The organism is Vibrio sp. Isolate30 (assembly GCF_022397975.1).
GTDB lineage: Bacteria > Pseudomonadota > Gammaproteobacteria > Enterobacterales > Vibrionaceae > Vibrio > Vibrio fortis.
The window spans coordinates 1-13,455 of record NZ_JAKEUS010000005.1 but is presented as its reverse complement, the minus strand read 5'-3'; the positions used below and the strand labels follow the sequence as shown (position 1 = coordinate 13,455).

9 protein-coding genes, 1 rRNA gene and 1 other annotated feature are annotated in these 13,455 nt (G+C 43.9%); of the genes, 4 read left to right on the top strand and 6 right to left on the bottom strand.

Annotation, left to right across the window (positions count from 1 at the left end):
* Positions 1–4: 4 nt before the first annotated feature.
* The 6 genes from L1D60_RS13620 to L1D60_RS13595 all read right to left on the bottom strand — a co-directional run bounded on the left by L1D60_RS13620 (position 5) and on the right by L1D60_RS13595 (position 8,298).
* Entirely contained in the window at positions 5–2,359 is a 2,355-nt protein-coding gene (locus L1D60_RS13620) for an EAL domain-containing protein (protein ID WP_239841523.1), read from the bottom strand.
* 242 nt (positions 2,360–2,601) lie between these two features.
* A complete protein-coding gene (locus tag L1D60_RS13615) occupies positions 2,602–3,678 on the bottom strand; it encodes a spermidine/putrescine ABC transporter substrate-binding protein (RefSeq protein WP_239841522.1) in 1,077 nt (358 codons plus the stop codon).
* 141 nt (positions 3,679–3,819) lie between these two features.
* Positions 3,820–4,995: a prephenate dehydratase gene (gene pheA / locus L1D60_RS13610; RefSeq protein ID WP_239841521.1), complete on the bottom strand. Its 1,176-nt coding sequence runs from the start codon at positions 4,993–4,995 to the stop codon at positions 3,820–3,822.
* Positions 4,996–5,007: 12 nt separating this feature from the next.
* Positions 5,008–5,129: a sequence feature (Phe leader region), on the bottom strand.
* A 111-nt stretch (positions 5,130–5,240) separates the two neighbouring features.
* Positions 5,241–5,576, bottom strand: coding sequence for a ribosome-associated translation inhibitor RaiA (gene raiA / locus L1D60_RS13605; RefSeq protein ID WP_032553202.1), 336 nt, complete (start codon positions 5,574–5,576; stop codon positions 5,241–5,243).
* 434 nt (positions 5,577–6,010) lie between these two features.
* The gene (locus L1D60_RS13600; RefSeq protein ID WP_239841520.1) at positions 6,011–7,432 is read right to left on the bottom strand and encodes a lytic transglycosylase F; all 1,422 of its coding nucleotides are present in this window, start codon (positions 7,430–7,432) and stop codon (positions 6,011–6,013) included.
* A 137-nt stretch (positions 7,433–7,569) separates the two neighbouring features.
* Positions 7,570–8,298 carry an outer membrane protein assembly factor BamD gene (locus L1D60_RS13595; protein ID WP_239841519.1) on the bottom strand — a complete coding sequence of 243 codons (729 nt, stop codon included), beginning with the start codon at positions 8,296–8,298 and terminating at the stop codon, positions 7,570–7,572.
* Positions 8,299–8,436: 138 nt separating this feature from the next.
* On the opposite strand from L1D60_RS13595, the gene rluD reads away from it, so the two are divergent.
* From rluD to L1D60_RS13575, 4 genes are all read left to right on the top strand, one after another.
* Positions 8,437–9,411, top strand: coding sequence for a 23S rRNA pseudouridine(1911/1915/1917) synthase RluD (gene rluD / locus L1D60_RS13590; RefSeq protein WP_239841518.1), 975 nt, complete (start codon positions 8,437–8,439; stop codon positions 9,409–9,411).
* A 2-nt stretch (positions 9,412–9,413) separates the two neighbouring features.
* Entirely contained in the window at positions 9,414–10,154 is a 741-nt protein-coding gene (pgeF, locus tag L1D60_RS13585) for a peptidoglycan editing factor PgeF (RefSeq protein WP_239841517.1), read from the top strand.
* Between the two features lie 115 nt (positions 10,155–10,269).
* The gene (gene clpB, locus L1D60_RS13580) at positions 10,270–12,843 is read left to right on the top strand and encodes an ATP-dependent chaperone ClpB (protein ID WP_239841516.1); all 2,574 of its coding nucleotides are present in this window, start codon (positions 10,270–10,272) and stop codon (positions 12,841–12,843) included.
* A 498-nt stretch (positions 12,844–13,341) separates the two neighbouring features.
* Positions 13,342–13,455: ribosomal RNA gene (locus tag L1D60_RS13575) — 16S ribosomal RNA — on the top strand; the annotation flags it as partial.

The following is a 13,455-nucleotide window of genomic DNA, read 5'->3' as shown; positions in this document are numbered from 1 at the left end:
TTTCTTATCTAGGTTCTGTCAATGGTTGTGGTGAGAGTGCCGTATATTGAACTTGATGATGCTTGTACCAAGTTCCTAATTCTTCGAGAGGCATTGGTTTACCAAAATAGTAGCCCTGCAGTAGATCACACTCTGCTTCAAGTAACCACTGGTGCATGGCTTGGGTTTCAATGCCTTCTGCCGTTACTTGTTTACCTTGCGCATGGCACAACTCAATAATAGGTTTTACTATGTTCTGATTGTCCGTTTCAATCAAGGTTTCCAAGAAGCCCTTATCCAGTTTTATTTTCTGAGTTGGGTATTGAACCAACTGAGTTATCGAAGTAAAGCCGGAACCGAAGTCATCGATCGCCAACATATAACCCATTCGAGATAATTCGTTGAGTAGAGGGAACTCTTGAGAACCCGATTCGAATGTTTCTGTGATCTCAAAATCAATGAGGTATGGAGGTATATTGTGCACATCAGCATGACAATCAATAAACTCTGCCAAGTGTGTGCTAGCAATGCCTGCAGAGGATAGATTGATTGATAGCTGCACAGGATGTTCAAACTGGGATTGCAGTTGTTCAAAATCACGAAAAGCGTGCTCAATGACCCATTTGTCGACTTGCTCAAATAACCCGGTTTGCTCAGCAATGGGGATGAACTCATCTGGTGGCACAAAACCAAGCTGCTTTGAATGCCAACGAAGTAGAACCTCAAAGCCTACCACCTTGTTACCCAACGCACTCACATAAGGCATATAGACAAGCTTGAACTCATCATTGTAGTTTTGTTCACGCAATGCTCGTTCGATATTGGCCTGACGTTGTATTACCGCGTCCAAATCACGTGAATAGTAAGCCGACTGATTTTTCCCCGCCCGTTTGGCTTGATACATCGCAGTGTCGGCACTCGATAGTAGTTTCTCTATGTTGATACCGTCATTAGGGTAGGTCGCAACACCAATGCTCACCGTAATCGGAAAACTACCAGAATGAGTGACGAACCCTTGTCGCAAGGGCGTAAGCAGTTGTTCTGAGAAAGAGCGTTCAATATCTCCTGAAACAGCGGGGGCGTTAATGAAAACCACGAACTCATCGCCAGACAGGCGAGCAGGCATGCAGCTGGCGAAATAGCGTGTCTGATACTCGCGACATAGCGCCGTGATTCGCTCTGCAAAAGCGATCAGAATAGAGTCTCCGATTTGATGTCCATACTTGTCATTCACGAACTTAAAATTGTCGAGATCCAGATAGAGAATCCACGTATTGCTGGTGGTATTGGTCTCTGGTAGTGCTCGTTCGACGAATGACTGAAATTGATGACGATTAGCGATTTTAGTTAAAGGATCATTCTCAGCCAGTATTTTTGTTTGCTGGTATGTATCGTCTAGTTCTTGATACATATCGTAAAAACGCTCAGACAGACGACCGATCTCATCATTACTGCTTTGAGGCTCTATGTTCTTCCGTTGGCGTTTTTCAACTTGTTGTAGTTGGCGATCTAAGCGTGCGATCGGGTTGGTCACACTGCGAGATAGCAGCATAAGCAACAGAATAACGGTAACTAAGGCTGATAAAGCAAAAGAGAAACTGATCTCATTCCATATAGAGCGTAACTTGTTGTCGAGCAAAAATTTGGCTGGGTCTACAGTGACATAGAGGCCTGGTGCCAGTTTCACTGACTGAGTTAAATCACTTTCCGGTGCAACAGGAGCGGATGTAAAAAATAGGCTAGTTTGATACTCAAACTCAATTTGCTTTCTCAGTGCATTGAATTTGTCTAGAGAGACCGACACCACCACAAAAAATACGTCGTCAAGTTGGTAGCTAAGTGGTGTCGATATTGTACGTTTATCGAGAAGCTCATAACGCACCAACATCCCTTCACCTTGTGAGTTTTGAGTGTAACTGATGTTGGATGTCGCAGAGGTTTCGAGGTATTTGTCGTTGATAAACTTGATGATTTTAGGATCCATTTCGGCAAATGGATCGCTGCTGTTTTCGGCGTAGTAATTTAGGTTACGGTTGCCGTCTAGTATGGCCAATCCGGTAAAGCTCTCGTTGCCATCTTGCAGCAGTTGAATGGTTTGCTGCAGGTTATCGATAAGCTCAAGCTCACGATAAGGATTATCACCGACCAAGAAGTAGCGTTTAATGATGTCACTTTTGGTTAGAGTGTAAGAGTAGCTATTAAGAAAAGAGCGAGATTGACGAAAGTGCCCAGCCAGCTTTTCCATACTGAGCTGGAGAGCGTTGTCTTCACGCTTAATGAAGCTATTTTTCTGCGTAGTATAAATAATGTAACTCGACGCGGCTGCGCTACACAGAATAACAGGCGTTATGAGAAGTAATATTTTAGTGCTGAGCTTCATGACTTTTCACAACATTATTAATGATTTTAGTTAGTAAGTTTATGTTAATTGGAGTGAGCCTTCTATCAATTGCACTATTGTTATTGATTTCCTGTGAACGGAACAGTGTGTTGCCCTGAGTATAGAACTCAGAAAGCAAAACAAAAACAACAGGCTTCAACGGTTATTTCCATGGTTTCTCAAGCACTTTGTTTTGCGCTATTTATCTAAGAAAAAATCTATGAGACTGATTGCTAGGTCAATCAATCACTTTGTGTAAGCTTCCTATGTTGCTGGATAACGGCATGACTGATTCGATTACGAAGGGTCATTGATGTGTTAATCAACGTCGAGTAGAACTGCGCTTTTTGGAGCAAGCTTTGATCAGGGTAGAGGGCTAAGTGCTGCTTTTCGTAGGGCGGCACATGCTGATGAGCTTGGCTGTTGGTGGTCGGCATTGATAAGTCGAGAGCGTTGAGCGCTGCGATATCTGGACGATGTAGGAAATTTAAGAATCGAGCTGCTAATTCAGGGTTAGGTGCACTATTAAGTACGGCAAGACAGTCAACCCAAAGAATCGTCCCTTCATCGGGAACATGGAAGCCCCATTCATAGTCTGGAGTAAAAGTTTGCAAGGTGGCTTCGTCGCCGCTGTAACCCATTGAAAGGTGGATGTCTTTTGCTCTCGACGGATCTTGCTCTACGTAGGTCAGCAGATATTCATAAGTTTTGACATAAGGGACTTGCGCTACTAGCTCTTGATAAACCTCTTTCAGCACAGATTTATTGGTGGTATGGGCTGATACGCCACGCACAAACAGTGACGGCAGCAACAAGTCAATATAGTCGCTTTGCATCACCAAGTGCCCTTGATGTTCTGGCTTTGGTATCAGGATTTCATTCCAGCTGGTCGGTGGTTCGGGGAAGACATCTTTACGGTAGATAAGACCGATAGTGCCCCAAAAGTAAGGGATGCTATATTCACCACATTGATTGCGCCATAATTCAGGAATGTAAGACTGGTTAGTAATCAGGGGATTATCACTGAGCTTATTGAGTCTATTTTGTCGAGAAAAGTTGCGCGCGGAGACTTCGTCTAGAATCGCAATATCAATGTCATTACGTGTTAGTTGGTTGATGACTCGGTCGCGTTTGGTGTCGCTGTCGAAGTACACCAATTTGATGGTGACACCTGTCTCTTTCTCCCAGAGTTCGATGACGTGATCAGAAAGGTAGTATTGCCAATTGAAGATTGTAAGGATCGGGTTGCTCTTTGCCTGTGTAAAAGATGGCAAAGATAGAATAAGTAAGCCACTCACTAATAAAGACAGAACGCGCATACATCACCTCGTAATGAGGTTATTGTACGGTTTCTATACTAATAAGTCAGTAGTTACTTATTCTATTTTTTAACTAAATACGCATTTTGTTAACAAGCTGATTGTTCACAAACTTACTGTTTGCAAGCTTGGGTTTACAAGCTACGGAAGCTTAACTTGTGTCGCTTTAATATTCTCACTTGGATAACAACCTAGAACCTTCAGGTGGCGCGTAATGGTTGTTAGTTCAGTTATCGCCTGTTGCATGTTGTCTGAGTCTAGATGTGCCTCTAGATCCACATAGAACATCTCTTCCCAAGGGTTCCCCATAATAGGACGTGATTCTAGCTTGGTCATGTTGATACCGTAGCGCTGTAGAATCAGTAGTGTTTCCACTAGAGAGCCAGCTTCTTGCGACGTCGACATGATCAACGTTGTTTTCGCTGGGATCTGAGTTGAAACTTCAACAGGCTTACGTGCTACTACGATGAAGCGAGTATGGTTTTCAGTTTGGTTTGCGATGTTGCCTTGAATTGGCTGAAGGCCATAAAGTTTACCACTTGAAGAGTTGCCTATCGCTGCCACAGTGTCGTCGTCAAGGTCTTTAACCTTCTTCATAGCGTCAGCCGTGCTCGCACAAGACTCTAACGTGACGCCTTTCAAGCGACTTAAGAACTCACTGCACTGCTGATGCGGCTGTGGATGTGAGTAAAGGGTCGTAATGTCTTCTAAACGAATATCGTTTTTGGCGACTAAGCAGTGTTCAATCGGTTGTGAAAGCTCACCCACGATGTAAAGCGTTGTGTGCTGAAGTAGGTCGTATACCTCGTTGATTGAGCCTGAACTGGTATTCTCAATAGGAAGCACACCATAGTCAGCATGACCAGATTCGACCGTCGATGTGACCTCTTTGAAATGGCTGCAGTTGAGCTCGATGAGTTCGGTGTTACGTCGGCTGAAGTATTCACGGCTTGCAAGGTGCGAGTATGAGCCTTTAGCACCAAGGAAAGCAACACGCGCTAGAGGTTTACGACTTTGCGGGTTAGCAAGGTTCTGTAGATAAGACTGCTGAAGGAGTACTGAGTCCTCGATGATGGTGTGAAACAATTTAGTGATGTATTGCGCATCAAGGTCGTACTTTTCTTTTCCATTACCGATCAGCTTAACGAGTAGCTGTTGTTCACGAACGGCATCTCGAACTGGCTTTGATGTCTCTACCTTGCTTTTAGCCACTTCAATGCTGAGTTTGCGACGTTCAGACAGTAGGCTTAGCAGCTGATCATCAAGATCATTTAAGCGAAGGCGAATTTCATCAAGCGAAATGGGTTGGTCAGTCATAAATGTGTCCTTATAAAAAAGCCTCCCTTGAGTGGGAGGCTTTCTGTTCGTTTTTGACTTGTTTTTCTAAAACGACTTAGCCTCCGGTTTACGGAAGGAAAAAGAAGTCAAAAATAAACAGAGTTTGAATATGCATAAAAATGGTTTGTTTTTTGAATGTTTAAACACAATAAGCAAGCGAGCTACCAGCGTCAAGCAAAAAAATAGCGCCGTATTGGCGCTATCTTCGAATCCTTTTATTTCTATTATTCTACTTCAGCTTCTAGCTCTTCAATTTGAGGCTTTTCAGCTCGGCGAGCTTCAGGTTTGTGTCTTAGCTTATTCAGTTGTCGTTCTAATTTTTGTTCTACCTCATTAACGGCAACGTACAGGTCATCGTGGATGGATGAAGCAACAAGCTTGCCTTTTGGTACGGTAATGACCGCTTCAAATTTCTTCTTCTTGTTAGGCTCTTCACTAAAGCTTGCTTGGCAGCCGATGATGTCTACTTGCCATTTTTCTAACTTCTTAAATTTACTTTCTATGTGCTCACGGATTGCAGAGGTGATATCGATATTCTTACCAGTGATGTTCATTTTCATAGAAGTTTTCCTCTGTTGTATCCCTCATGGGTTAACTCCAGATTACGTTTTTAAACGGGAAAAAATGTGATATAGATCGTCTTTTGGTGGGCGTTTTTTAGGATTAAAATCAAATGTGATCTCACGCATAAATTGTTATATTTTTCGAGAAAAATGCTTGTTATCAATAATAAAAAGGATAAATTGAAACCAAGGGTTCGCTAAAAATTACTTCAGTTTTTAGGGAAATCGTACAGCCTTTAAAAGGTGTGCGGTGAATAATTGAACACTGGTTTTTTGTGATTAAGGTCACACCAAGGTTTTCCCTTGATAATCTGCCAAATTGAAAAAGCCGCTTGGGTGTCATCTCAAGCGGCTTTTCGTTTTTACGAGTTAACATTTCGACACCGAATTTACACGCAGGATAGTTCACTTCGTATTATCGGTATCTTTATCTATTTGGGCTTGTTCGCGGCAGTGGGGCCAATTCCGCGTATTGCGCCAATCGCCTCTAGCTGTTTATAGATAACAAAGTAACGATTGATGTTCGTGACATAGGTTACTGGTTCACGGCTAACATATTTTCTCGTCATGATCTCAACGTTGTTAAACCAGACATTCGGGTCGTAGCCATGTTTTTTAGCCAGATAGCGCATTTTACGGATTTTCGCTGGGCCAGCGTTATAGGCCGCTAGAGTAAAGTAGAGCTGATTATCGGGTGAAATATCCGGGTCATCGAAGTAGCGATCTTTAATAAAGCGCATATATTTCACGCCTGCATGGATATTATTGTCGACCTTATGAATGTTCTTGATGTTAACGTTTTTGTCTCTCGCGGTACTAGGCAGTACTTGCATCACGCCAATTGCGCCTTTGTGAGAGACACGGCTTTGATCAAGCCCAGATTCTTGAAATCCTTGTGCGGACATCATCAATGGGTCGAACTCATAGCGACTTGAGTATTTTTCAAATACGCCCGATAGCTTGGCTACGCGGTCAACCTTGTTTGGATTCATTGCTCGGCTTAACCAGCGCGTATTGTCGATGTATTTTTGATAGATTACGTTCCCCAATAAGGTTCCACTGCGGGCTTGGCGGACATATTTGTTGAGCTCCCTTTTAAGAATTGGGCTCTCTTTACGCAGTGCCCAAGCTATCTGGCTGTTTTCACGCAGCGGCAGGTCATGATGGACTTGTATGTTGTCCATTACGTTAGTCCACAATTTGGCTTTGTGGCTATCGAGTATCGTTGCTTGAATATAGCCTTGGTTGACCATTTCGATCAGCTCATAATCTTGCAGTGTCTCTTCGATAAAATGCACATACAGTGGTGGGAGATTCATCTCGTCCAACTCTTTATTCACGCGTTGAACGCTTTCAAAGTAACTTGAACTTGCCCTAATCCACACTTCTTTTCCGCTTAATTGAGATAGCTCTTTAAGGGGAGTTTCGCTGTTGCCAGTGATCACTAACTCTTTACCGTCTTTGATCATGGGATCTGAGAAGTCGATGACTTGCAGTCTTTTTTCGGTGATGGTGAGATTAGCAACCGCCACATCACCGTGCCCCGATTGTAGAGAAGGAAGGAGATCATCGCGCTGAACAGGAATGATCTGCACATTAATATATGGGTACTTCTTTCTTAGGCTCTTTTCAAAGTGATAAAGCATCTCTGCAATGATGCCTTTCGGCTTACCATCTTCAATAAAATAGAAACCTAAATCTGCGGCAACCAGCACTCGGACCATTCCCTTATTGCTGAGCGTATCTAGATCGCCTTGGTAAGGCTCATTGCTCAAGGGAGATAATTCTAAGGCATTTGAGATGGGGACATAGACCACCATCAAAATCAGTAATAACAACCTGCTCACATCCACGCTCCATGTTGATGTTTTGTTAATGGTTATTTATTAAAGATACCTTTCGCTGGTTAATTCATCAAGATTTACAACACGCAGTCCAAAAAAAAGCACATCGCAATGGATGTGCTTTTCTAACAAACGTTGAGATTTGATTAAGGAAGAGGATTTAGCTCAATCAATTTTTCTGTTCTTGCTACTGCGTCTTCTAGACCAAGTTGTTTATACGCTTCTAGCTGAATCTCTAGAGACTTGCGTGCCGCAATTGTATCAGGGTAAGTCTTCTGTAGCTCTTGTGTACGGTTGATTGCTGCAATCCACGCTTCGCGACGCAGATAGAAATCAGCGGTGGCCAAGTCGTAATCGGCCAGACGGTTTTTCAATGCAAACATACGTTTCTGCGCGTCTTCAGCATAAGGGCTTGTTGGGAAGCGCTCTAGTAGCTTTTTAAAGTCAGCAAAAGCAAGCTTCACAGGCTCAGGGTCACGATCGCTACGATCGATGTTGAACAGGTCGTGCATGAAGTTACGATCTTGTGCCATGTGTGTTAGACCACGCATGTACAAAACCCAGTCTTGCTTTTCGTGCGTTGGGTTTAAACGTAAGAATCGAGAAATAGTCGCCAATCCTAGCGCTAGGTCGTCGTTCTTGTAGTAGGCGTAGATCAGATCCAGCTGTACTTGTTCTGAGTACGCGCCGAATGGGTAACGGGAGTCTAGAGCTTCTAGCTTCTCAATCGCAGATAACCAGCTACCACTTTGTAGAGATTCTTGTGCATCAGAATAGAGAACCGATGGCGGTACATCTGGGACGATCTCTTCACTGCTACTACAACCAACCAACAGTGATACGGCCAATAGACCCGATAAAGTGAGGTGTTTCATGTCAGGCGTCGATTCCTTGAATTTAAATATTTTGTTCGCTTCCGTTACTTTCTAACCAGTAACAGATACAATGATGCAATTAATCTATTTTATCCATACTAATGGGTATTAGTCTCACGGTTTTTAAAAAAGTTCGATATGGCTCAGCAGATCACATTAACAGACACAGTAAAAAGCAGCCAGTTAGGTCAACGTTTAGACCAAGCTGTCGCTGAACTCTTTACCGATTTCTCTCGCTCTCGTATTAAAGAGTGGCTTCTTGACGGCAAAATCCAAGTGGATGGCGAAGTTGTTACTAAACCTCGAATCAAGGTTATGGGTGGCGAAGAGATCATCTTACAAGCTGAACTTGAAGATGAAGAGCGCTGGGAAGCACAAGATATTCCTTTGGATATCGTTTACGAAGATGACGATTTATTAGTGATCAACAAACCACGTGATTTTGTTGTTCACCCTGGTGCAGGTACGCCGGATGGAACCGTGCTAAACGCGCTCCTACACCACTACCCACAAATCGCAGAAGTGCCGCGTGCCGGTATTGTTCACCGTCTTGATAAAGACACAACTGGCCTAATGGTGGTTGCGAAAACAGTACCAGCGCAGACTCGTTTAGTTCGTGCTCTATCAAAGCGTCGCATTACTCGTGAATACGAGGCGATTGCGATTGGTAAAATGACAGCTGGTGGTATGGTTGAAAAGCCAATTGGTCGCCACTCAACTAAACGTACATTAATGGCAGTGAACGAGTTGGGTAAACCTGCGATTACTCACTACCGTGTTGCAGAGCACTTCCGTGAGCACACGCGTATTCGTCTACGCCTAGAAACAGGCCGTACTCACCAAATCCGTGTACACATGTCTTACCTACAGCACCCACTTCTTGGTGACCTTGCTTATGGTGGCCGTGCTCGTATTCCAAAAGGTGCATCTGAAGAGCTAACTCAAATGATTCGTTCATTCGATCGTCAAGCACTTCACGCGGTAATGCTTCGCTTTGAGCACCCAATCACAGGTGAAGAGATGGAGTTCCACGCTCCTGTTCCTCAAGATATGATTGTGATGGCAGAAGCGCTGCGCGTTGACGCAAGAGACAACAAAGAAGACGACATCTAACCATGACGATGATTATCCCGAATTGGAATGCGCCTAATAATGTAAAAGCCTTTGCCTCAACTCGAGTCAATGGCTTTTCACAAGCTCAGTACCAAGGTCTGAACTTGGGCAGCCACGTTGGGGATGACATTAACTTGGTAAATAAGAATAGAGACTGGTTACAGCAACAATCTAAGATGCCTAGCGCACCTATTTGGCTTAACCAGACTCATTCAACGGATGTTGTGTCAGTCTTTGAGCCAACATCTGAGGTGCTTGATGCAGATGGCAGTTTTACAACTCAACAAGGTGTGGTGTTATCTGCGATGACTGCGGACTGTCTGCCAGTATTGTTAACTGACAGTAAGGGTACACAAGTTGCTGCGGTTCATGCCGGTTGGCGTGGTTTAGCTGGTGGGATTGTCGAAAACGCCGTAGCGAAGTTCACAAATATTGATGACAGCAATCCTGTATTGGCTTGGTTAGGGCCTGCAATTGGTCAAGACGCCTTCGAAGTGGGGCAAGATGTTCTGGAAGCGTTTGTTGGTTTCGATGCAAAGGCTGAACAGGCGTTTCGTGCAAAACCAAATACGCAGAAGTGGCTGGCTAATATGTCTCACTTAGCAACCCAACGCCTTGCGAATGTTGGTGTGTCACAAGTATTTGATAGTAACCTATGTACCTTTGCTGACCCTGATAACTTTTACTCTTATCGCCGCGATGGAGTAACAGGTCGTCAAGCCACCTTCATCTGGTTAGATTGATTTAAAAACAGTGAACTTTCTGCGTGATAGTTCACTCCTTTCCCCTTGAAAATGACCGATACCGTATCCATCTTCTATTCATAAGATAAACATATCTATAAGTAGGAAGGTTGGAATGCGTCTCGATCGATTCACCAGTAAATTTCAAATTGCGATATCTGATGCTCAGTCTCTCGCATTAGGTCGTGATCACCAATATATCGAACCTGTACACCTAATGGTGTCGTTGTTAAATCAAGATGGTAGTGCGATTCGTCCGTTACTTACCATGTTGAATATTGATGTGGTTCAGCTGCGCTCTAAATTGAGCGAGATCCTTGACCGCGTGCCAAAAGTGAGTGGCATTGGTGGTGATGTACAGTTATCAAGTGCAATGGGTACCTTGTTTAACATGTGTGACAAGGTAGCTCAAAAGCGTCAAGACACCTACATCTCTTCAGAGATCTTCCTACTGGCAGCAATTGAAGACCGTGGCCCTCTGGGTAGTTTGTTGAAAGAGCTTGGCTTAACCGAGCAAAAGCTATCTCAAGCTATCGAGCAGATTCGCGGTGGTCAGAAAGTGGATGATCCAAACGCAGAAGATAAGCGTCAAGCTTTGGAGAAGTTTACGGTAGACCTTACTGAGCGCGCGGAGCAAGGTAAGCTCGATCCTGTCATTGGTCGTGATGACGAAATTCGTCGCACCATTCAAGTACTGCAACGTCGTACCAAGAACAACCCAGTCATCATCGGTGAGCCAGGTGTTGGTAAAACAGCGATTGTTGAAGGTCTCGCTCAGCGCATCATTAATAATGAAGTACCTGAAGGTCTGCGTGGTCGTCGCGTGTTGTCTCTTGATATGGGCTCGCTGGTCGCTGGCGCTAAGTATCGTGGTGAATTCGAAGAGCGCTTAAAGTCGGTTCTCAATGAGTTATCGAAAGAAGAGGGTAACATCATCCTCTTTATTGATGAGATTCATACCATGGTTGGTGCCGGCAAAGGCGAAGGCTCAATGGATGCCGGCAACATGCTCAAACCGGCATTAGCTCGTGGTGAGCTTCACTGTGTTGGCGCAACTACCTTGGATGAGTATCGCCAGTATATTGAGAAAGATCCTGCACTAGAGCGTCGTTTTCAAAAAGTGCTGGTGGATGAACCAACAGTTGAAGACACAGTGGCAATCTTACGTGGTCTGAAAGAACGTTATGAGCTTCATCACCATGTTGAGATTACTGACCCTGCGATAGTAGCAGCGGCAAGTCTGTCACATCGTTATGTCTCGGACCGCCAGTTACCGGATAAAGCTATCGACCTGATTGACGAAGCTGCATCAAGTATCCGTATGCAGATCGACTCCAAGCCTGAATCTCTGGATAAGCTAGAACGCAAAATCATCCAACTTAAAATTGAACAGCAGGCGCTGACAAATGAGAATGATGATGCCAGTGAAAAGCGTCTGAAAACTCTAGAAAACGAATTGCTTGATAAAGAGCGCGAGTTTGCTGAGTTAGAAGAAGTCTGGAATGCAGAAAAAGCAGCACTATCTGGCACCCAACATATTAAGTCAGAGCTAGAACAGGCTCGTATGGATATGGACTTTGCTCGTCGTGCTGGTGATTTGAACCGTATGTCTGAACTTCAGTACGGGCGTATTCCTGAATTGGAGAAACAGTTAGATCTTGCTACTCAAGCTGAAATGCAAGAAATGACGCTTCTTAGAAACAAAGTTACGGATACTGAAATTGCCGAAGTGTTGTCGAAGCAAACCGGTATTCCTGTTTCCAAAATGCTTGAGGCTGAGAAAGAGAAGCTACTGCAAATGGAGTCAGTACTGCATAAGCGCGTCATTGGTCAGGCTGAAGCAGTAGAAGTGGTAGCTAATGCGATTCGTCGAAGCAGAGCAGGCCTGTCTGATCCAAATAAACCTATTGGCTCATTCCTATTCTTAGGTCCAACGGGTGTGGGTAAAACCGAGCTGTGTAAAACTCTAGCTAACTTTATGTTCGACAGTGATGACGCTATGGTTCGGATTGATATGTCTGAGTTCATGGAGAAACACTCGGTGGCTCGTTTGGTTGGTGCTCCTCCCGGTTATGTGGGTTATGAAGAAGGTGGCTATTTAACAGAAGCCGTAAGACGTAAGCCATATTCGGTGATTTTGCTAGATGAGGTGGAAAAGGCGCACCCTGATGTATTCAATATTCTACTTCAGGTGCTTGATGATGGCCGTTTAACTGATGGACAAGGTCGAACTGTCGATTTTAGAAATACAGTTGTCATTATGACGTCGAATCTAGGCTCTTCTCGAATCCAAGAAAACTTTGCGGCGTTGGACTATCAAGGAATTAAGAATGAAGTGATGGAAGTGGTGAGTAAGCATTTCCGTCCTGAGTTCTTAAATCGTGTTGATGAAAGTGTGGTGTTCCATCCACTAGGACAAGAACACATTAAGTCAATTGCCTCTATACAGCTAAAACACTTGAGTAAGCGAATGGAGGATAATGGCTATGAGCTTGAGGTGTCAGATAAAGCACTAGATCTGATTGCTCAAGTAGGCTTTGACCCAGTTTACGGTGCAAGACCATTGAAACGCGCGATTCAGCAGAGTGTTGAAAACCCGTTAGCGAAAGCAATATTGGCTGGAAAGGTCAATCCGGATAAAAAAGTCCAGCTTCTAGTTCATAACGATCGAATCGTTGCTCATCAATAAAAATCAGAGTAATTAAAAGAGCGAACCAAGAAAAATGGGCTGGTTCGCTTTTATTTTGTGCGTTTTGTTTGCTTTGTGTTCGAACGGAGCGGAAATGTGATTTTATTTGGATTTACCTCTTGTGCAGATCGGATTTGTCTCTATAATGCGCCTCCGTTGTCAGGGATAACCAAGCGGTTTGAACGAAGCAACTAAGACGGTATTAAGCATTTAAGATGCTTTGAAAAATTAGCGCTAAAAAGTGTTTGACACTGAAAGCTAATTCGCTAGAATGGCCGTCCACTTCGAGAGGCTCCAAGCGGAACTTTAGAAGTAAGCTCTTTAACAATTTAAACCTATCAATCTGTGTGGGCACTCGTTGATGAATATCAAAAWTGAWWCTTMGGWWTCAMMTTGATTTCAATGAACTGAGTGACCAATTCGAATCGTAAGATTCGGCACAGTCAATTCAACATTACTATGTAATGTAATCAGTATTCATTGAGTCGACAAAATCTTAAATTGAAGAGTTTGATCATGGCTCAGATTGAACGCTGGCGGCAGGCCTAACACATGCAAGTCGAGCGGAAACGAGTTATCTGAACCTTCGGGGAACGATAACGGCGTCGAGCG